21 protein-coding genes are annotated in these 20200 nt (G+C 69.0%); 6 read left to right on the top strand and 15 right to left on the bottom strand.

Going from position 1 to position 20200, the window contains the following annotated elements; genetic code table 11:
* The first annotated feature begins 56 nt into the window (after nt 1-56).
* Genes IAE56_RS15545 through IAE56_RS15560 form a run of 4 tightly spaced genes read left to right on the top strand, consistent with a single transcriptional unit; the run spans nt 57 to nt 2763 of the window.
* Complete coding sequence (locus IAE56_RS15545; RefSeq protein WP_200753146.1) at nt 57-551, top strand: TPM domain-containing protein; 495 nt, start codon at nt 57-59, stop codon at nt 549-551.
* A gap of 36 nt (nt 552-587) precedes the next feature.
* Nucleotides 588-1475 (top strand): prolipoprotein diacylglyceryl transferase, encoded by an 888-nt coding sequence (gene lgt, locus IAE56_RS15550; protein ID WP_200753147.1) that lies wholly within the window; start codon nt 588-590, stop codon nt 1473-1475.
* Complete coding sequence (locus IAE56_RS15555) at nt 1472-2266, top strand: thymidylate synthase (protein ID WP_200753148.1); 795 nt, start codon at nt 1472-1474, stop codon at nt 2264-2266. The genes lgt and IAE56_RS15555 overlap by 4 nt, the downstream gene beginning before the upstream one ends.
* Before the next feature lie 5 nt (nt 2267-2271).
* Nucleotides 2272-2763, top strand: a complete 492-nt coding sequence (locus IAE56_RS15560) for a dihydrofolate reductase (protein WP_200753161.1) — start codon at nt 2272-2274, stop codon at nt 2761-2763.
* A gap of 105 nt (nt 2764-2868) precedes the next feature.
* On the opposite strand, the gene IAE56_RS15565 is transcribed toward IAE56_RS15560, so the two are convergent.
* From IAE56_RS15565 to IAE56_RS15605, 9 genes are all read right to left on the bottom strand, one after another.
* Nucleotides 2869-3882: a symmetrical bis(5'-nucleosyl)-tetraphosphatase gene (locus IAE56_RS15565; protein WP_200753149.1), complete on the bottom strand. Its 1014-nt coding sequence runs from the start codon at nt 3880-3882 to the stop codon at nt 2869-2871.
* Nucleotides 3883-3897: 15 nt separating this feature from the next.
* Nucleotides 3898-4281, bottom strand: coding sequence for a Co2+/Mg2+ efflux protein ApaG (apaG, locus tag IAE56_RS15570; protein WP_079220685.1), 384 nt, complete (start codon nt 4279-4281; stop codon nt 3898-3900).
* 13 nt (nt 4282-4294) lie between these two features.
* Complete coding sequence (rsmA, locus tag IAE56_RS15575; protein ID WP_200753150.1) at nt 4295-5098, bottom strand: 16S rRNA (adenine(1518)-N(6)/adenine(1519)-N(6))-dimethyltransferase RsmA; 804 nt, start codon at nt 5096-5098, stop codon at nt 4295-4297.
* Nucleotides 5095-6075, bottom strand: coding sequence for a 4-hydroxythreonine-4-phosphate dehydrogenase PdxA (pdxA, locus tag IAE56_RS15580; protein WP_200753151.1), 981 nt, complete (start codon nt 6073-6075; stop codon nt 5095-5097). Before pdxA ends, rsmA begins: the two co-directional genes overlap by 4 nt.
* Before the next feature lie 3 nt (nt 6076-6078).
* Entirely contained in the window at nt 6079-7422 is a 1344-nt protein-coding gene (locus IAE56_RS15585; RefSeq protein WP_108767800.1) for a peptidylprolyl isomerase, read from the bottom strand.
* Complete coding sequence (gene lptD, locus IAE56_RS15590) at nt 7419-9899, bottom strand: LPS-assembly protein LptD (RefSeq protein WP_200753152.1); 2481 nt, start codon at nt 9897-9899, stop codon at nt 7419-7421. Before lptD ends, IAE56_RS15585 begins: the two co-directional genes overlap by 4 nt.
* Nucleotides 9900-9988: 89 nt before the next feature.
* Entirely contained in the window at nt 9989-10927 is a 939-nt protein-coding gene (locus IAE56_RS15595; protein WP_200753153.1) for a histone deacetylase family protein, read from the bottom strand.
* 6 nt (nt 10928-10933) lie between these two features.
* Nucleotides 10934-11488: a cob(I)yrinic acid a,c-diamide adenosyltransferase gene (locus IAE56_RS15600; protein ID WP_200753154.1), complete on the bottom strand. Its 555-nt coding sequence runs from the start codon at nt 11486-11488 to the stop codon at nt 10934-10936.
* 8 nt (nt 11489-11496) lie between these two features.
* Nucleotides 11497-12081: a hypothetical protein gene (locus tag IAE56_RS15605; RefSeq protein WP_200753155.1), complete on the bottom strand. Its 585-nt coding sequence runs from the start codon at nt 12079-12081 to the stop codon at nt 11497-11499.
* 89 nt (nt 12082-12170) lie between these two features.
* Between IAE56_RS15605 and ubiH the strand changes: the two genes are divergently transcribed.
* The gene (ubiH, locus tag IAE56_RS15610) at nt 12171-13379 is read left to right on the top strand and encodes a 2-octaprenyl-6-methoxyphenyl hydroxylase (protein ID WP_200753156.1); all 1209 of its coding nucleotides are present in this window, start codon (nt 12171-12173) and stop codon (nt 13377-13379) included.
* Nucleotides 13376-14557 (top strand): UbiH/UbiF family hydroxylase, encoded by a 1182-nt coding sequence (locus IAE56_RS15615; RefSeq protein ID WP_200753157.1) that lies wholly within the window; start codon nt 13376-13378, stop codon nt 14555-14557. The genes ubiH and IAE56_RS15615 overlap by 4 nt, the downstream gene beginning before the upstream one ends.
* 129 nt (nt 14558-14686) lie before the next feature.
* Here the strand turns inward: IAE56_RS15615 and IAE56_RS15620 are convergent, their stop codons facing one another.
* The 6 genes from IAE56_RS15620 to IAE56_RS15645 all read right to left on the bottom strand — a co-directional run bounded on the left by IAE56_RS15620 (nt 14687) and on the right by IAE56_RS15645 (nt 20051).
* Nucleotides 14687-15079, bottom strand: coding sequence for a hypothetical protein (locus tag IAE56_RS15620; protein WP_108767807.1), 393 nt, complete (start codon nt 15077-15079; stop codon nt 14687-14689).
* 48 nt (nt 15080-15127) lie between these two features.
* Nucleotides 15128-16195 carry a 23S rRNA (cytidine(2498)-2'-O)-methyltransferase RlmM gene (gene rlmM, locus IAE56_RS15625; RefSeq protein ID WP_200753158.1) on the bottom strand — a complete coding sequence of 356 codons (1068 nt, stop codon included), beginning with the start codon at nt 16193-16195 and terminating at the stop codon, nt 15128-15130.
* A complete protein-coding gene (locus IAE56_RS15630) occupies nt 16179-16739 on the bottom strand; it encodes a nucleoside deaminase (protein WP_164074923.1) in 561 nt (186 codons plus the stop codon). Before IAE56_RS15630 ends, rlmM begins: the two co-directional genes overlap by 17 nt.
* 93 nt (nt 16740-16832) lie before the next feature.
* Nucleotides 16833-17558 carry a DUF6348 family protein gene (locus IAE56_RS15635; protein ID WP_200753159.1) on the bottom strand — a complete coding sequence of 242 codons (726 nt, stop codon included), beginning with the start codon at nt 17556-17558 and terminating at the stop codon, nt 16833-16835.
* A gap of 50 nt (nt 17559-17608) precedes the next feature.
* Entirely contained in the window at nt 17609-18259 is a 651-nt protein-coding gene (locus IAE56_RS15640) for a hypothetical protein (protein ID WP_200753160.1), read from the bottom strand.
* Between the two features lie 43 nt (nt 18260-18302).
* On the bottom strand, nt 18303-20051 hold the full coding sequence (locus tag IAE56_RS15645; protein ID WP_108767811.1) for a glutamine--tRNA ligase/YqeY domain fusion protein: 1749 nt from the start codon (nt 20049-20051) through the stop codon (nt 18303-18305).
* Nucleotides 20052-20200: the final 149 nt, after the last annotated feature.

Here is a 20200-nt window from a genome sequence, read left to right on the forward strand (position 1 = left end):
GGCTGGGGCGGTGGTGGTGGCCGCTCCGGCGGCGGCGGCGCCTCGGGAGGCTGGTGATGATCCGGCGCCTGCTCCGTCATGTGGTCGCGCCCTCGGTGCGGCGGGCCTTCCCGCCGGACACCCTGCAGGCCATCACCGAGGCCATTGCCGCCGGTGAGGCACGCCACGGCGGCCAGGTGATGTTCGCGGTGCAGGCGGACCTGCCGCTGCACGCGCTGTGGCGGGGCGTGACCCCGCGGCAGGCGGCCGAGCAGGCCTTCGCCCAGCTGCGCACCTGGGATACCCACCACAACAACGGCGTATTGATCTACCTGCTGCTGGCCGACCACGCCATCGAGATCGTGGCCGACCGCGGCCTGCACGGCCGGGTCAGCCCGGCGCAGTGGCAGCGGGTCTGTACCCACCTGCGCGAAGGCCTGCGCGGGGCCAACCCGGTCGAGGCGCTGCGCAGCGCCATCGATGAAGTCTCCGCGCTGGTGGAAGGGCACTTTCCGGCCGCCACGCGGTCCGATGATGACGGCCTGCCCGACACCCCGCAGATCCTGGGTTGAGCCGTAAAATACCCGTACTCCCGCAAGGCAGCTTCCATGATCTATTTCCACGACATCGACCCCATCGCCCTTTCGCTGGGGCCGATCAAGGTGCACTGGTACGGCATCATGTACCTGCTCGGCTTCACCGCGGCCTGGCTGCTGGGCCGCAGGCGCATCGCCGAGGGCCGCCTGCCGGGCGTCGATGCCAACGGTTTCTCCGACCTGCTGTTCTACGCCATGCTCGGCGTGGTGCTGGGCGGGCGCATCGGCTACATGCTGTTCTACGCGCTGGGCGATTTCCTGCACAACCCGCTGCTGCTGTTCAAGGTGTGGGATGGCGGCATGAGCTTCCACGGCGGTCTGCTGGGCGTCATCGCCGCCTGCTGGTGGTGGTCGCGCAAGCACGCGCTGCACTTCTTCGACACGATGGACTTCATGGCGCCGCTGGTGCCGCTGGGCCTGGGCTTCGGCCGCATCGGCAACTTCATCGGCGCCGAGCTGTGGGGCAAGTACACCGATGGCAGCTGGGGCGTGGTGTTCCCGTCCGGCCTGCCGGGCCCGCTGACCCAGCTCGACACCGCCACCCTGCAGGCGCAGTTCGCCACCGGCGCGCTGAACCAGTACGCCCGCCACCCCTCGCAGCTGTATGAAGCGGCGCTGGAAGGCCTGGTGATGTTCGTGGTGCTGTGGGCGGTGTCGGCCAAGCCGCGCCACCGCTACCTGATCGGCGGCCTGTTCGCCCTGCTGTACGGCATCTTCCGCTTCGCGGTCGAGTTCGTGCGCATGCCCGACAATGGCATCTACATGGCCTTCGGCTGGCTGACCAAGGGCCAGATCCTGTGCGTGCCGCTCATCGTCTTCGGCCTGGTGCTGCTGGCCCTGTCGCGCCGCGCACCGGTGCTGCAGCCGCAGCCGATGGTGGCCGCGGAGGGCAAGGCATGAAGGCTTACCTCGATCTGCTGTCGCATGTGCTCGAGCACGGCACCGAGAAGAGCGATCGCACCGGCACCGGCACCCGCAGCGTGTTCGGCTGGCAGATGCGCTTCGACCTCAACGAAGGCTTCCCGCTGGTCACCACCAAGAAACTGCACCTGCGCTCGATCATCCATGAGCTGCTGTGGTTCCTGAAGGGCGATACCAACATCGGCTACCTGAAGAACAACCAGGTGCGCATCTGGGACGAGTGGGCCGACGAGAACGGCGACCTCGGCCCGGTCTACGGCAAGCAGTGGCGCAGCTGGGCCACCGCCGATGGCCGCGAGATCGACCAGATGCAGTGGCTGGTGGACGAGATCAAGCGCAACCCCGATTCGCGCCGGCTGGTGGTCAGCGCCTGGAACGTGGGCGAGCTTTCGCAGATGGCGCTGATGCCGTGCCACAACCTGTTCCAGTTCTACGTGGTCGACGGCAAGCTCAGCTGCCAGCTGTACCAGCGCAGCGGCGACATCTTCCTCGGCGTGCCGTTCAACATCGCCAGCTACGCGCTGCTGACCCACATGGTGGCGCAGGCCACCGGCCTGGGCGTGGGCGATTTCGTGCACACCCTGGGCGATGCGCACCTGTATTCGAACCATTACGAGCAGGCCCGCGAGCAGCTGTCGCGTGAACCGCGCGCGCTGCCGAAGCTGTGGTTGAACCCGGAGGTGACCGACCTGTTCGGCTTCCAGTTCGACGACATCCGCATTGATGGCTACGACCCGCACCCGGCGATCAAGGCGCCGGTGGCGGTATGAGTGCAATGAAACTCTCGATGATCGTGGCGCTGGACCGCAACCGTGGCATCGGCCAGGGCAATGCCATGCCCTGGCATCTGCCGGACGACTTCAAGCACTTCAAGGCGCTCACCCTGGGCAAGCCGATCCTGATGGGGCGCAAGACTGCCGAATCAATAGGCCGCGTGCTGCCGGGGCGGACCAACCTGGTGCTGACCCGCAGCGGCCAGGTGCTGTTCGAGGGCATGCGCGCGGTGGCGTCGCTGGACGAGGCGAAGGCCATTGCCGAAGGCGAGGGCGCCAGCGAGCTGTGCATCATCGGCGGCGGCGAGATCTTCCGCCAGCTGCTGGACCAGGCCAGCGACCTGTACCTGACCTGGGTGGATGCCGAAGTACCGGCCGACACTCATTTCCCCGAGGTCGACCCGGGCGTCTGGCAGGAAACCAGCAGCGAGCCGCACCCGGCTGACGCGCGCCATGCGTACGCGTTCCGGTTCGTGCACTACGTGCGTCGCTGATCATGGGTAGAGTCGACCGTTGGTCGACTGCTCCCCCATCAAATCGCGGAAAACCGCGCTCGGCGCGCGCGAGTCGACTGACAGTCGACTCTACCCATACAGGCCTCAGCCCTGCGGCGGTGTGCTGTTGCCGTTACCGCCGCCACCACCGCCACCACCGCCACCACGACGGCGGCGACGACGCGGGCCACGGCTGGCGGCAGGTGCTGCGGCCGCTTCCTTGTCCTTGTCCTGCGCGGCAGCGGCCGGCCGCTCACGCGCCGGTCGTGCCGGCGGGCGGGCATTGGCCACGGGCGCCGGCACATCACGGCCGGGCACCTGCACCACGCGCAGTTCATCGGTGTCGAGCTGGATGGCGGTGAGCTTGCCGCCCCACACCGCGCCGGTGTCGATGGCATGCACGCCCTGGGTGATGGTCAGGCCCAGCGCCGACCAGTGGCCACAGACCACCTTCAGGTCACGCTCGACGCGGCCCGGTACTTCGAACCAGGGATACAGCCCCTGTTCCTGCGTACCCGGCGTGCCCTTGTCCTCGATGCCGATGCGCCCACGCGGGGTGCAGTAGCGCATGCGGGTGAGCACGTTGATGATCGCCCGCGAGCGGTCGTAGCCGGACAGGTTCGGCGCCCAGCTCGGCTTGTCGCCGTACATGTTGCGGAACAGCTTGCGGTAGCCGGCGCCATGCAGCTGCACTTCCACCTCGGCGGCGTGCTTCTCGGCCATCTGGGTGGTCCACTTCGGCGCCAGGCCGGCATGCACCATCATCCAGCCCAGCTCGCGGTCCACGTGCACCAGCTTCTGCAGGCGCAGCCAGTCCAGCAGCTCGTCGCGGTCCTCGGCCTGCACGATGCGCAGCAGGTCCGGGTTGACCTTGCGCTGTTCCTCTTCGGTGCGCGCACCGACGGCCAGCAGCGAGAGGTCATGGTTGCCCAGCACCACCACGCTGTGCTCGCGCAGCGAATGCACCAGGCGCAGGGTTTCCAGCGACTGTCCGCCGCGGTTCACCAGGTCGCCGCAGAACCACAGGGTGTCCTGCGCCGGGTCGAAGCGGATCTTTTCCAGCAGTCGCTGGGTAACGTCGTAGCAGCCCTGCAGGTCGCCGATCGCCCATACACTCATCGTCCGGCCTCCGTGTCAGTGCAGGGTACGCGGCACGGCCAGCACGAAAGGTGCGACCGGCGCGGCGAATTCGGTGCCGTCATCGGCAACCATGTCGTAGTGGCCCTGCATGGTCCCGTGGTCGGTCCCCAGCATGACACCCGAGGTGTAACGGAAGTCTTCACCCGGGCGCAGGCGCGGCTGCTCGCCGATCACCCCGTCGCCATCGACATGCTCGACACGGCCGTTGGCATCGGTGATGCGCCAGTGGCGGGCGACCAGGCGCGCGGCAACGCGCCCCTGGTTGTGGATGCGGATCGTATAGGCGAACGCATAGCGGCCGTCTTCCGGCGCGGATTGGTCGTCGAGGAAGCGCGGAGCAACCTCGACAGTAATGGCGTAAACGTCAGCGTCTTCCATACCGGCAGTGTAATCAGGTGGCATTGGCCAAAGCGATGAATTCAGCCACATCCAGCTGTTCTGCACGGGCATCGGGGCGCACGCCGGCGGCCGCGAACTGCTCGGCCGTGACGACGTTGTTGAGCGCATTGCGCAGGGTCTTGCGGCGCTGCCCGAAGGCGGCCTTGACCACGTCGGCAAAGCGCTTGTGGTCGTTGATGTTGACGCTGGCCGGGTCACGCGGCACCAGCCGCACCACGGCCGAATCGACCTTCGGCGGCGGCCGGAACGCGCCCGGCGGCACCACGAACAGCGAGGTCACCTGGCAGTAGGCCTGCAGCATCACGCTGAGGCGGCCATAGACCTTGCTGCCCGGGCCGGCAGCCATGCGGTCCACCACTTCCTTCTGCAGCATGAAGTGCATGTCGCGGACGACCGCGGCGTGCTCCAGCGCGTGGAACAGGATGGGCGAGGAGATGTTGTAGGGCAGGTTGCCGACCAGGCGGATCGGCTCGCCGGCGGCCAGCGCGGTGAAATCCACGCGCAGCACGTCGCCCTGGACGATGGTCAGATCGCCCAGCGGTTCGGCGGCGGCGGTGAGCGGCGCGATCAGGTCGCGGTCGAACTCGATCACCGTCAGCTTCGGGTGCACGCGCAGCAGGGGCAGGGTGATCGCGCCCTGGCCGGGGCCGATCTCGACCAGACGGTCACCGTCCTTGGGATTGACCGCCATCACGATCTTGTCGATGTAGTGGCGGTCGGCCAGGAAATGCTGGCCAAGCTGCTTCTTGGCCGGGGCGGTGAACACCGGGCCGGAGGGGGAATGCGGGGAATTCATGCGCTCAGTGTACGTTGCCGGGCCAGCCGCGCACACAGCGCCGTTGCGGCCTGCAGGCTGGAAGGATCGGCGATGCCACGTCCGGCCAGCTCCAGCGCGGTGCCGTGGTCGACGGCCACGCGCGGGTAGGGCAGGCCCAGAGTCAGGTTCACGGCCTGTTCGAAGCCGGAATACTTCAGCACCGGCAGGCCCTGGTCGTGGTACATGGCCAGCACGGTGTCGAAGCCGGTCAGCTTGGCCGGCAGGAAGGCGGTATCGGCCGGCAGCGGCCCGACCAGGTCCATGCCCTCCGCGCGCAGGCGCTGCAGCAGGGGGATGACCAGGTCCAGCTCCTCGCGGCCGAGGTGGCCGTCTTCGCCGGCATGCGGGTTCAGCCCGAGCACGGCGATACGCGGCGCGGGCAGGCCGAACTCGCGGCGCAGCGCGGCATGCACGGTGCGCAGGGTGTGTTCCAGGCTGGGCGCGGTGATCGCATCGGCCACCTCGCGCAGCGGCAGGTGGGTGGTGGCCAGGGCCACGCGCACGATGTCGTTGGCCAGCATCATCACCACCTTCACCCCGGCCTGGTCGGCCAGCAGTTCGGTGGTGCCGCTGTAGGCGATGCCGCCCTGGTTGATCACCGCCTTGTGCACCGGGCCGGTGACCACGCCCTGCAGCTCGCCGGACAGGCAGGCCTGACCGGCCGCCAGCAACGCGCCGATCACCGCGCCCGCATTGGCGGGATCGGTCTGGCCGAAGTGGCTGGGGGTGGTGTTGCCGAGGGCGCGCAGGCGCAGGTCGCCGGGCAGGCGGGCCTCGGCATCCTCGGGCAGCAGCTGCAGGGGCAGCTTCAGCGCGGCCGCGGCCGCGCGCAGGGTATCCGGGTCCGCGAAGGCCAGCAGCCGGCAATCATCACGCGGCTGCTGGACAAGGCGGACGCACAGCTCCGGGCCGATCCCCGCCGGCTCGCCCGGTACCAGAGCGAGCTCGGGGCGCATCGGTCAGGGCTGCTGCGGCGTCGCGGTGTTCTCCGCGCGGTCGCCACTGCGGAAGCTGACGTAGGCTTCGCCACGCAGTTCCTGCAGGAAACGGTTGTATTCGTCTTCCAGCTTGCGGCGGCCGATGGTCTCGCGGACCTGGGCACGCTGGTTGTCGCTGGTCACGTCGGTCTGGCGCGTGGCAACGCGCTGTACGATGTGCCAGCCGGCATCGGTACGGAACGGCTGGCTGACGCCGCCGTCCTGGATGCCTTCGACCTGCTGGCCGAACGCCGGACCGAAGGCATCGGCCGGGAACCAGCCCAGATCGCCGCCCTGGCCCTTGCTGTTGTTGTCTTCCGACGATTCCTTGGCCACGGCCTGGAAGTCGGCACCGCCGACGATGCGGGCACGCAGGGTGTCGATCTTGGCCTTGGCGGCCGCGTCGGTCTGGTTGTCGTCCACGCGCACCAGGATGTGGCGGCCGTGGTACTCGGTGACGGTGTGGTCGCCGGTGGCGGCGTTGGCATCACGCACTTCCACCAGCTTCAGCAGCTGGAAGCCGCTCGGGCCACGGATCGGACCGACCACGTCGCCGGCCTTCATCTGCTGCATCATCTGCGCGAAGGCGGCCGGGATCTCATCCAGGCTGCGCCAGCCCAGATCGCCGCCTTCCAGCGCGTTGGGGCTGTCGGAATAGCGGACGGCGGCGGCGTTGAAGTCCAGCTCGCCCTTGTCCAGCAGTGCCTTCACGCCATCGGCCTTCTTCTGGCCGGTGGAGATCTGTTCGGCAGTGGCGCCATCGGGCAGGGCCACCAGGATGTGCGCCAGGTGGTACTGGTTGCCGACGGTGGCCTGCTGCTTCAGGGCAGCATCGACTTCGCCTTCGCTGACGCTAATGCGGCTCTGGGCGAAGCTCTGGCGCAGGCGCTGCACGGTGATCTCGTCACGCACCGAGGCGCGGAAATCGGCGAAATCGATGCCGTCGCTGGCCAGGCGCTGGCGCAGGGCGTCCAGGTTGGAGCCGTTCTGCTGGGCGATCGAGTTCATCGCCTGGTTCAGTTCCTGGTCGCTGATGCGGATGCCGCTGCCCTGGGCGCGGGCGACCTGCAGCTTGACCAGCACCAGGCGCTCGAGCACCTGGCGGCTGAGCACGTCGTCGGGCGGCAGCTGGTTCTCACGACCGGCGTACTGGGCCTTGATGTTGACGATCGCACGCTGCAGTTCGCTCTGCAGCACCACGTCCTCATCGACGATGGCTGCAATGCGGTCCAGCGGCTGGGCCTCCTGGGCGATGACCTGGAGGGGGGCGGACACGCTGGACACGGCCAGCAGCGAAGCGAGTAGGACGGGGAAGCTCTTGGTCATGGGATCTGATTTGGATCGTAGTCGTCCCGGCTCGCCCCGGTGTTGCTGGGCGGCACGAGATAGAGGTCGTCGCGGTTGTACCCGAGGATAGCACGGCGCAGGGTGCGGTCCGTGTCCTGGCCCAGCGAGCTCAGGCCCTTGAGCACGAACTCGAGCTGGATGGAGTTGTTCAGATCACCCTCGCGGTTGCGCACGTAGCGGCGGGCCACGGCGCGCACGGCCAGGCAGCAGCTGTCCCACTGCACGCCGCCGATGATTTCCAGCGGCTTGCTGTCCTGGATGGAGTAGTAATAGCGGCCAACCAGGCTCCAGCGCTCGTTCAGCGGGTACAGGAACGACAGGTCGGCCTGTTCCAGCAGGGTGCGCTCTTCCTTGGTGGCATTGGCCGCCGCACCCGAGTTGATGCGGTAGCGGTAGCTCAGGTTGACCACGCCGTCGTTGGACATCAGGTAGCGGGCGCGGACGCTGGCCAGATCCTCACGCTTGTACTTCGGGTCCCACTGGTAGGTGGCGCCGAGGGTCCAGCGGTCATTGATCATGTAGTTCGAATCGGCGATCCAGGCCGACTTGCCCTTTTCGACCGGGGCGCCGCCCGGGGTCACGGTCACCCGCGACTCGTCGAAGTACTGGATCTGGCCGATCGAGGCCGAGAAGCGTTCCTTGCCCGTGGTCTGGTCGATGAAGCGGGTGCTGACCGCCATGGTCAGCTGGTTGGCATCGTTCTGGCGGTCCGCGCCGGTATAGCGCGAATCGCGGAACAGCTGGCCCCAGCTGAAGGTGAAGTCACGGGTATCGAAGATCGGCAGGTCGTCCTGGTTGCGGTAGGGCGTGCGCAGGTAGAACAGGCGCGGCTCCAGGGTCTGCAGGAAGGACTTGCCGCCGATCTTGGTGTCGCGGTCGAAGAACAGGCCGGCATCCAGGCTGGCGATCGGCAGGGCGCGGGTCGGCGAAGTGTTACCGCGCAGCTGGTCGGCGGTCGCCGTGTTCACATCGACACCCTGCGAGGTCAGCACCGTGCTGCGGATGCTGTCGGCCAGGCCGCGGTCCAGCTGGTAGGCCGTGTAGCGGTAGGCCAGGGTCGGGGTCACATACCAGGCCGCACCGCTGATCGGGAACGACACGTACGGCTTGATGTCCAGGCGCGAACCGCCGTACACCCGCTGGGTCAGGCCGTTGCGGGTGTACTGCAGGTCTTCGCCGGCGCTGGCGTCGTACTTGAAGTTGATGTCGTCGTGGGTGAAGCGGACGACCTCGGAGTAGACGCCGGTCTCCAGCCATGGCAGCAGCGACTTGTCCCAGTTGAAGTACAGCCGCGGCTGGCGGTTGTAGGCCAGCGCGCTTTCATTGAGGGTGTAGTCGGTCAGCTGCCAGCGGTCGGCCATGATGCCGGCGGTCCAGTTCTGGCCGGTGCCGTACAGGCCGATGGTGCTCTGCAGGTTGGATGCGGTAACGCCGACCAGGCGGTTGGCGAAATCCTCGATGTAACGCTCGTCACTGACCCAGGCCAGGTTGGCGCGCGCCTGCCAGTGGCTGTTGACATTGTGGTAACCGTTGAACATCACCCGGCCGCGGTCGCGATCGCGAAGCTCGTCGTTGGGCATGTAGGCGGTCAGCAGCTCGCCGCGCCCGCCGTTGTAGAGGTAGCGGAACTCGTTGTCGAGCATCAGGCCGCGCCGGCTCATGTAGCGCGGCGTCAGCGTGTCGTCGTAGTTCGGCGCCAGGTTCAGGTAGATCGGCTGGGCGTAATCGAAGCCGTTGCGGCCGGACATGCCCAGCTGCGGGAACAGCAGGCCGGTCTTGCGGCGGTCGTCGATCGGGAACTTGAAGTACGGCGCCCACAGCACCGGCACCTTGCCGATGCGCAGCACGGCATTGCGGGCGGTGCCGAAGCCTTCGTCGTTGTCCACTTCGATTTCCGGCGCCGACAGCTTCCACACCGGCTGCGAGGGATCGCAGGTGGTGTAGGTCGAGCGGTGCATCTGGCCGACGGCGCCCTGCAGGTCGACCGATTCGGCATCGCCGTTGCCACGGCGCGACACCAGCTGGTACTGGATGTCGGTGATCTTGTGGGTGTCGCTTTCCTGGTTGCCCTCGGCACGCTTGGCGACCATGCGGATCGACGCATCCTGGTAGCGCACATTGCCGTCGGCGATGTAGTTGCCACTCTCGGTGTCGAAGCTGAGCTTGTCGGTGCCGACAAACTGGTCGCCACGGCGCAGCGCCACGTTGCCCTGGTACTGCGGCACGGTGGTGGTGCCCAGCAGCTGGTCACCCTCGATGTCGGTGGGCTGCTGCTCGCGTTCGGCGCTGGCGGCGGCCTTGTCCTGCCCGGGCACCGGGGTGGGGGCATCGGTGAAGGCGGGAATGACCTCGGTTGCCGGGCACAGGCCCCAGTTGAGCGGCTTGTCATCGGCCATCGCGGGAAGGCAGACGGCGATGCTCAGGGGCAGGGGAAGCAGGCGGAGGGCTCGGCGCACGCGGTTCGGATTCGGGCGAAAACGGACGGTAGATTGCCCCATCCGCTGCATAGGGGCAATGAAGGTTGCCGCCCGCTGCCGGTTCGGGTTCATCCAGCCCGTGGCCCGGACGCCCCTTCCAGCAGGGCCCGGACATGGGCCACGGTGCACTCGGACAGGGCCTGCAGGTCATAGCCGCCCTCCAGCATCGACACCACCCGGCCGGCCGCGTGGCGGCGGGCCAGCGCATGCAGTTCGGCGGTGATCCAGGCGAAATCGTCCGTTTCCAGCATCAGGTCGGCCTGCGGGTCGCGCAGGTGGGCGTCGAAGCCGGCCGAGACCAGCAGCAGCTGCGGGCGGAAGTCGTCGATGGCCGGCAGCATCTCGTCGGCCCAGACATTGCGGAAGCGGAACCCGCCACTGCCCGGCGGCAGCAGGATGTTCATCAGGTTGCCGGCGCCACGGTCGCGGCGCAGGCCCGAATTGGGGAACAGCCCGGCCTGGTGGGTGCTGTAGTACGACACCCGGGCGTCGTGCTGGAAGATGTCCTGGGTGCCGTTGCCATGGTGGACATCGAAGTCCACCACCGCGATGCGCTCCAGCCCGTGCCGGTCGCGCGCGTAGGCGGCGGCCACGGCGATGTTGTTGAGCAGGCAGAAGCCCATCGCCGTGCTGCTGGTGGCGTGGTGGCCGGGCGGGCGCACCGCGCAGAACGCCAGCGGGTCATCGCCCAGCATCACCGCATCGACCGCGGCCACGCCGGCGCCGGCCGCGTGCACGGCGGCGCTGGCCGAACCGGGCGAGGTCCAGGTGTCCATGTCGAGCTGGCGCAGCGGCAGGGTCTGCGGCTGCAGGACGAAGTCGAGCAGGGCGCTGTCGTGCACCCGGCTCAGTTCACCGAACTTGGCCGGCGGCGCCTGGCGCCAGTCCAGCTGGCCGGGGAAGGCCTGGTGCAGGGCATCGAGCACCCCCTGCAGCCGCTGCGGGCACTCGGGATGGCCGGGGCCGGGGTCGTGCTGCAGGCAGGCGGGGTGGGTATAGACCAGCATCGGTGGTCAGCGCTGCCGGTGCTGCGGCTGCCACAGCGCCTCGCCGTGGCCATCGGCACGGGCCAGCACCCGCGACAGCACGAACAGCAGGTCGGACAGCCGGTTGAGGTACTGCAGGGCTTCGCTGCGCACGCTTTCCACCCGCGCCAGGGCGACCGTCTCGCGCTCGGCCCGGCGCACGATGGTGCGTGCCAGGTGGCAGCGCGCGGCCGCTTCGCCGCCGGCCGGCAGGATGAATTCCTTCAGCATCGGCAGGTCGGCATTGTAATGATCCAGCTGCTGTTCCAGCGCCGAGATGTCGGCGGCGTGGATGGCGGCATGGCCCGGCACGCACAGCTCGGCGCCGAGGTCGAACAACTGGTGCTGCAGGTGGACCACCAGCGACCGCACGTCGTCGGGCAGTGCCGTGGCCAGCAGCAGGCCGAGTGCGGCGTTGGCTTCATCCACCGTGCCGTACGAGGCCACGCGCAGGTCGTCCTTGCCGACCCGGCTGCCATCGCCGAGGCCGGTGCTGCCGTCATCGCCGGTACGGGTGTAGATGCGCGAAAGACGATGGCCCATGCGATGGCTCAGTGCTGGATGTCGCGGCGGGCCTGCTGCAGCTTCAGCACCTGCTCGACCGCCAGCTGCAGGGCCGCGGCCAGCGCCACGTAGATGGCCGTGGTGCGCAGGTAGGGGCCGAACCACTGCGCGTAGTTCTGCGCCCAGCCGGCCACGGTCGGCTCGGCCACGTTGCGGGTGGTCCAGTAGAAGCCGCCCTGTGCGAGCAGGTGGCACAGCGCCACCGAGGCCACCAGCAGCAGCGCGCCCTTGCCCAGCGTCAACCAGTGCGCGCCGTGGTAGTTGCGGCCCAGCAGCAGGCCACCGGCCCACAGCGAGAAGTACGCCGGCAGCAGCAGCCAGTAGCCGGGCGAGACGCAGTAGTGCTGCCAGAAATCCAAGCCGCTGCTGCGGATCACGATCCAGTCCACCAGCACGGCGAAGACCATCAGCAGCGGGAACGCCCAGCGCGTCCAGCGCGCCAGGTAGAAGCCACCGATGAAGAACACCGCCCAGGACGCATCGGGGATGGCCGCGAAGTGGTTGACCCGGGTCGCCGCCAGCAACAGCACAAGCACGGAGAGGACAAAGGCGCGGTTGGCGGTGTCGGACATGGCAGCGGGCCCGGAGCGGATTCAGCTTTCATTCTAGCCCGCCGCGCGGGTTGGCGCAGGGCCCGGCGGCGAGCGCGTATCATTGGCTCATGAGTGAACGACATGACGTGCTGATCGTCGGTGGCGGTCTGGTGGGAGCCAGCCTGGCCATCGCCCTGGACCGGCTGGGCCTGGACGTGGGCCTGCTCGAGGCCAGCCCGGCCGGCGAACTGCCGGCGGTGTTCGACCAGCGCAACCTCAGCTTCGCCGCCGCCACCGTCAATGCGCTGACCGCGCTGGGGGTGATGCAGAAGCTGGCGATGGCGCCCGGCCCGATCCGCCGCATCCATGTCAGCCGCGCCGGAGATTTTGGCCGGGTCCAGCTCGACGCGGCCGATTACGACCGGCCCTGGTTCGGCCAGGTGGTGGTGGCGCGCGATTTCGGCCAGGCGCTGGAAGCGCGCCTGCAGGAACTGCCGCGCCTGCACCGTTATCGGCCGATGCGTTTCTTCGGCCTGGGCGAGGTGGTCGATGGCCACCGCCAAGTGCGCGTGGCCGACGAGAGCGGCGAGCGCGTGCTGCAGGCGCGGCTGGTGGTCGGTGCCGACGGCACCGCCAGCGGCGTGCGCGAGGCGCTGGGCATCGAGGTCGACCGCCATGATTTCCTGCAGACCCTGTTCGTCGCCCGTGTGCGCAGCCAGCGCGCGCCCGATGGCAGCGCCTGGGAGCGTTTCACCGACACCGGCCCGACGGCGCTGCTGCCGCGCGGCGACCGCCACTTCGGCTGCGTGCACGGCGTGGGCCGTGACCAGGCCGAGGCGGTGATGGCGCTGGACGATGCCGCCTGGCTGCAGCGCCTGCAGAACGCGCTCGGCTGGCGTGCCGGCCGCCTGCTCGAATCCGGGCCGCGCAGCGCCTATCCGCTGATCCAGGTGCTGGCGCGCGCGCTGGCCGGGCAGCGCACGGTGCTGCTGGGCAATGCCGCGCAGACCATCCACCCGTTGGGCGCGCAGGGTTTCAACCTGGGCCTGCGCGATGCGCTGACCCTGGCCGAGCTGCTGGAAGACGCGGGCGGTGATGCCGGCAGCGATGGCCTGCTGCAGGCCTACGTGGCCCGCCGCGAAGAGGACCGCCGGCAGACGGTGGCGTTCTCCGGTGGCCTGGCCCGGCTGACCAGCAACCCGGCGCCGCTGCTGCGGCCGCTGCGCAGCCTGGGCCTGGTCGCCGTGCAACGCGCGTCGGTGCAGTCGATGCTGGTCGGCGGCGCGATGGGTTTCCGCGGTGACGTGCCGCGCCTGTGCCGTGGGGAGGCCGCATGAGCCGCCGCATGCGCCTGGACGTGGCCATCGTCGGCGGTGGCGTGGTCGGTGCCGCCTGTGCGCTGGCGCTGGCCGATGCCGGTCTGTCGGTCGCCCTGGTCGAAGGCCGCGAGCCGACGCCGTGGCAGGCCGCGCAGCCGGACCTGCGCGTGTTCGCCTTCGCGGCCGACAACGTACAGCTGCTGCAGCGCCTCGGCGTGTGGCCGGCGATCGCCCAGGCCCGTGCCTGGCCGTACCGGCGCATGCAGGTGTGGGATGCGGCCGGCGGCGAGGATCTGTTGTTCGACGCCGACCGCTTCGGTCGTCGCGAGCTGGGCTACATCGTCGAGAACGGCCTGCTGCAGGACCGCCTGTGGGCGGCGCTGCCGGCCGCCGGTGTGCAGCTGCACTGCCCGGCGCGGGTGGAAGCGCTGGAGCAGGACGAAGACGGCGTGCGCCTGCGCCTGGACGATGGCCGTCGCCTGGATGCCGCGCTGGCCGTGGCCGCCGATGGTGCCGAATCAACCCTTCGCCAACTGGCCGGGATCGAGGTCGAGCGCCACGATTACCACCAGCGTGGCGTGGTGGCCTATGTGGACAGCGAACTGCCGAACCAGGCCACCGCCTGGCAGCGCTTCCTGCCCACCGGGCCGCTGGCCCTGCTGCCGGTGGCCGAGCGCCGCAGCTCGATTGTCTGGACCCTGCCCGAGGACGAGGCCGCACGCGTGCTCGCCTTGGACGAAGTCGCCTTCAACCGCGAACTGACCCGTGCCTTCGCCGCGCGCCTGGGCGAACTGCGCCTGGCCTCGCCGCGCGCGGCGTTCCCGCTGCGCCGGCAGCTGGCCCGTCACTACGTGGCGGGTCGCGTGCTGGCGCTGGGCGATGCCGCGCACGTGGTGCACCCGCTGGCCGGGCAGGGCGTGAACCTGGGGCTGCGCGATGTCGCCGCCCTGCAGCAGTGGCTTGCCCCGTCGGCCGAACGCCGTGGCCAGCCGCGGCTGTCACCGCAGCGTCTGCAGCGCTGGGCGCGCGAACGGCGCAGCGACAACCAGATTGCCGCCTACAGCTTCGATGCGATCAACCGCCTGTTTTCCAACGACGAAATGCACCTGACCCTGGCCCGCGGCCGCGCGCTGGGCTGCGTAGGCAAGTGGCCGCCGCTGGTGCAGGCATTCTGGAAGCGCGCCGCCGGCGTGTAAGCCGGTAGCGCCGGGCCATGCCCGGCGAGCGCGCAGCGCGGTTCACCCATTCCGCCGGGCATGGCCCGGCGCTACCGCCGTCGTTTCAGTAGATCCACGCCATGCGTGGATGAAGATCGCGAAGGCGGATCAGTCGATCAGCCAGCCGGCCAGGTCGGTGCGGTCCAGCTTGCCGCGATGCTTCACGTCCAGCGAGGTGAACTCATCGGCCAGCGCCGGGTTGGCCTGTGCCTCGTCGCGGCTGATGAAACCATCGCCGTCCACATCCAGTGCGGCGAAGTGGATGCGGTACTGCCCGACCACGCTGGCCGGGCTGACCGAGCGCACCGTCACCGGCGTTTCGCCCAGCGGCACGGCGATGTCGACGCTGCCGGTCACCCGGCCACTGGCCAGTGACTGCTGGCGGACCACGCCGCTGTCGTCGCGCAGCGGTGCGCTCTGTGCCGGCTGGGGCAGGGCCACCTGCGCCGACGCAGCCGCCGGCAGCAGGACCATCAGGAGTGGAATCAGTCGAAAGTGCATGCAGTCGTGTTCCCGGTAGCGCCGGGCATGCCCGGCGGACATCGTGTCTCAGCGCAGCGGCGAGGCCAGCACCGTGATCTCTTCGCGGTCGTGGTAGAGCTGCTTGGCACGCACCACCAGCGGCTTGCCGGCCTGCTCCTGGAACAGGTCCAGGCACAGCCGGGTTTCATCCCAGCGCTTCTTCATCGGCAGTTTCAGGTTGAAGATCGCGTGTTTGCACCAGCCTTCGCGGAACCAGGTGGCCATGCGCTCGGCCACGCGGCGCGGCTGCTCGACCATGTCGCAGACCATCCAGTCCAACGGCTGGTCGGGGTGCCAGTGGAAACCATCGGCGCGCAGGTGCTCAACCAGGCCGGTGTCCAGCACATGCTGGCGCAGCGGGCCGTTGTCGATGCTCAGCACGTGCATGTGCTGGCGGGTCAGCACCCAGGTCCAGCCGCCCGGTGCGGCGCCGAGGTCGGCCGCGCGCATGCCGGGCTTGGCCAGCTGTTCGCGCTCTTCCGGAGTCAGCAGGGTCAGCAGCGCTTCGTCCAGCTTCAGCGCCGAGCGCGAGGGCGCTTCGGGCAGCAGCTTCAGGCGCGGGATGCCCAGCGCCCACGGTGCGCTGTCGGCCGGGTCGGCCACGCAGACGAAGGCATGGGTGCCGTCGACGAACACCACATGCAGGCGCGGCAGGCGCGCATTGGGCTTGTCGGTCAGCTTGCCGGCCTTGCGCAGCGCCGGGCGCAGCGCATTGCCGAAGGCGCGGGCCAACCCGGACAGCGGCTTGCCGGCATCCGAATCGGGGTGTTCCACCCACAGGTCGCCGAAGCGCGGCGCATCGGCCAGCACGTCCAGCATCGGGGTGATGCGGTCGGCCGGCTCCAGCTGCGGCAGTTCGGCCAGCACCACCAGCTTCTGCCGGGCGAAGATCAGCTCGCGCCAGCGCAGGCGCGGGGCCAGTGCGGCGGCTTCGTCGCACATGAACAGCACGTAGCCATCATTGCGCTGGGTGCGCGCATAGCCGGCAAAACCGGCTTCGCCGGCGCGGAACTGCAGTTCGCCGGCCAGCTCGGGCTCGAAGCCCTGGCGGCACAGGCACAGCAGGCCGATGCCTGCCTCAGTAACGGGCGCCATCACTCTCTCCATAGGCACGCAGCACGCTGCGCGCATCATCACGGTTCAGACCCTGCACGACGTCGATGCCGCGCTTGTTGAGCTCGCCGACCCAGTCGGCGGGCAGCGGGCCTTCATCGAACGGGGTCAGTTCTTCCACATCGGCCGCGCTGGCGCCGATCAGCAGGCGGTCGATGCCGGCCCACACGGTCGCGCCGTAGCACTGGCAGCACGGCTGCGAGCTGGTGGCCAGGGTGATCGGCGACAGCACGGCGTTCAGGCGTGGCGTCTGCAGGCGCTGCTGGGCCAGCATGTAGGCCATGTTCTCGGCATGCGCCAGCGAGGTCGCATGCGGCATCACCCGGTTCACGCCAGCGGCGATCACCTTGTCTTCCGGGCCAAACACCACCGCGCCGAACGGGCCGCCACTGGCGTGCTCGATGTTCAGCCGCGACAGCGCGATGGCCAGCGCGACCTTGGCCTCATCGCCGGGATAGCGACGATCCAGGTCGATCTGGTCGTGGATCCAGGCGGGTAGGGTCAGGTGGACTTGCGCGTACAGCATCGCGGGGTGCCTCGTGTGGAAGATGAAGTGGTGCGGCGGCTTCGGTAACCGGCGCGCAGTGTAGCGGCAGCCGGGTGCACCGGGGGTGTCTGCTCAGTCGTCCAGGTCGGTGCGGACCACCACGTACTGCTTGCGGAACTCCAGCCCGGCCTGCGGCCAGCGTGCGGCGTAGGCGCGCAGCAGGGGCAGGGCGGCGGGGAAGTCGTGGCCGTTGACCCGGCAGTCGGCCTCGCACTGGCCGTCCGCATCGCGCGAAGCGAACAGGCGGATGCCGAGGAACTGGCGGGTCTTCAGCAGGTCGTTGAAGGCCACCAGGCTCTGGGTGAACAGGCAGCACGGGCAGGAGCCGTGGTCGTCCTCACTGCAGGCGGCAGCGTCGTCGGCCGGCTCGCCGCGGTAGTGGGCCAGCGGGCCCAGCACCACCGCACGTGCCAGCGGCGTTCCGGTTTCCTCGGCGCCGTAGCGCAGGGTCAGCATCTGCAGCTCGGGCGCATCGTCGGCACCGATGGCGGCCTGCAGGGTGGCCAGGTCGACCCGCACCCAGTTATCGAAGCCGGACAGCGCGGCCTCCTGCTGGCTGTCGCCGGCGGCGTGCTGGTATTCGAACAGGCCGTCGGCGAACAGGTCCGGATGGCGCGCCTCGATCACCGTGGAGGTCTGCCAGCCGCCGTTGTCGCGCGGCTCGGCACCGACCGGGTGCGCGCTCAGGCGCAGGCCGCTGTCCAGCACCAGCTCGTCGCCGTCGAGGGCGCAGGCGATATCACGGCCCAGCAGTACCTGCTGGAGCAGCGGAAGGAGGGCATTGGCGGAAGCGGTCATGTCGAAGGGCCTGCCTGGAGCGGTGGGGGACAGCCAGGCGGTGCCTGGCATCAGCGAAGGGCGTCGAGTTCGGCGCGATAGCGCCGTGCATCCGACTGCTGCTGCGGGTCGTTGCCGTGGTCGCGCAGCCAGGTCTCCAGCTCGCGTCGATAGTCGGCGCGGAACCCGGCGTTGTCCGGGCTGAAATGCAGCTTGCGCGCCGCCACCTCCACCCGTTCGCGCGCACGTGCGCGGGCCTGGGCGATGCCGTGCGGTGATTCGTTGGTGAGGATGACGAAGTTGCGCGGGAAACCCTGCGTGTACTTCACCACGAACGGCTGCTCGCGCGCCGGAATGCGGATGGTGTTTTCCAGCGGCCACAGCGTGGCGGTGTTGGTATGGAACACCACCTCTACATCGCGGCCCTCGGCGGTGCGCAGCACCGCCTCGTAGCGCCAGATGTACTGTTCGTTGAGCGTGGAGTTGGTTTCCTCGGCGTTGACGATCACCGCTTCACCGCGCTCGCCCACCGCATTGAGGAAGGTGGCGTTGAGGAAGCTGCCGAGGAAGATGTTGAGCATCGCCAGCGGGAACACCACGATGGCGTAGCCGGGAGCGCGCCGCCACCACGAGACCAGCACCGCCAGCACCATCGCTGCAAAGAACGTCAGCAGCGGATGCTGCGACGTGAACCAGAGCAGGGCGGAGAGGGCGGTGATCATTGTCGGCAGTGTGCGGGCGCCATCCCGGCGCCCGCGCAGGTCCTCAGGCCGACCAGGTGTCGCGCAGGGTCACGCTGCGGTTGAACACCGGCTTGGCTTCGGTGTGGTCGCGGCGGTCGGCGACGAAGTAGCCGGTGCGCTCGAACTGGAACGACTGCTCAGGGGTGGCGCTGGCCGCGGCCGGTTCGACATAGCCGGTGACGGTGCGGCGCGATTCCGGGTTGAGGTAGTCGCGGTAGGTCTTGCCTTCCGACTCGTCGTCCGGGTTCGGCACCGAGAACAGGCGGTCGTACAGGCGGATCTCGGCCGGCACGGCGTGCACGGCGCTGACCCAGTGGATGGTGCCCTTGACCTTGCGGTTGGCGCCTTCCATGCCCGGACGCGATTCCGGATCCAGCCAGCCGCGCAGCTCGGTGATGGTGCCGTCGGCATCCTTGATCACTTCATCGCAGCGGATGATGCCGGCGCCACGCAGGCGCACTTCGCCGCCCGGCACCAGGCGCTTCCAGCCCTTGGGCGGCACTTCGGCGAAGTCCTCGCGGTCGATCCACAGTTCGCGTGCGAACGGCACCTGGCGGCTGCCGAAGCTTTCGTCCTTGGGGTGGTTGCTGAAGGTCAGCTGCTCTTCGTGGCCTTCGTCGAGGTTGGTCAGCACCAGCTTCACCGGATCGATGACGGCCATGCGGCGCGCGGCGGCACTGTCCAGGTCCTCGCGCAGCGCGCCTTCGAGCACGCTGAAATCGATCAGCGAATTCTGCTTGCTGATGCCCACGCGTTCGGCGAACAGGCGCATCGCGGCCGGGGTGTAGCCACGGCGGCGCAGGCCCTGCAGGGTCGGCATGCGCGGGTCTTCCCAGCCGTCCACCAGCTGTTCGGTCACCAGCGCCATCAGCTTGCGCTTGCTCATCACCGTGTAGTTGATGTTCAGGCGCGAGAATTCGATCTGGCGCGGCTTGGCCGCTTCGCGCGGCAGGCCGGCGTCGACCAGCGGCTGGGTCAGCGCATCGTCGTGGGCGAAATCGACGTTGTCCACGCACCAGTCATACAGCGGGCGGTGGTCTTCGAATTCCAGCGTGCACAGCGAATGGGTGATGCCCTCGATCGAATCGCCCAGCGCATGGGCGAAGTCGTACATCGGGTAGATCGGCCACGCGTTGCCGGTGTTCTGGTGCTCGACATGCTTGATGCGGTACAGGGCCGGATCGCGCAGGTTGATGTTGCCGCTGGCCATGTCGATCTTGGCGCGCACGGTGCGCGCACCGTCCGGGAATTCACCGGCACGCATGCGGCGGAACAGGTCGAGGTTTTCCTCGACGCTGCGGTCGCGCCACGGCGACGGACGGCCCGGCTCGGTGAGGGTGCCGCGGTAGGCGCGCACTTCCTCGGCCGACAGGTCGCAGACGTAGGCCTTGCCCTGCTCGATCAGCTTCTCGGCGGCCAGGTAATAGGTCTGGAAGTAATCCGAGGCGTGGCGCAGCTCGTTCCAGCTGAAGCCCAGCCAGCGCACGTCGTCCTGGATGGCGGCCACATACTCGGGGTCTTCCTTGGCCGGGTTGGTGTCGTCGAAGCGCAGGTTGCAGACGCCGCTGAACTCACCGGCCAGGCCGAAGTTCAGGCAGATCGACTTGGCATGGCCGATGTGCAGGTAGCCGTTCGGCTCGGGCGGGAAGCGGGTCTTGATCGCCTGGTGCTTACCGCTGGCCAGGTCCTCGCGCACGATCTGGCGGATGAAATCGCGCTTCTCGTGGCTGTCGGCGGGGGTCTCGGGGCTGGCGGGGGTGTGCTCGGACATGAGTCGGCGAAAGAGAAAGGCAGAAAGACCAACAGTTTAGCGCGTCAGGGGCGGGGCTGCCCGGTGGCGTCTGCGGTTGCGGGGCCCCGGGGCCCCCCCGCCCCCCCCGGGGGGGGGGGGGGGGGGGGGCCGCGCCCCCCGGGGGGGGG

The organism is Stenotrophomonas sp. S41 (assembly GCF_016624625.1).
Classification (GTDB): Bacteria; Pseudomonadota; Gammaproteobacteria; order Xanthomonadales; family Xanthomonadaceae; genus Stenotrophomonas.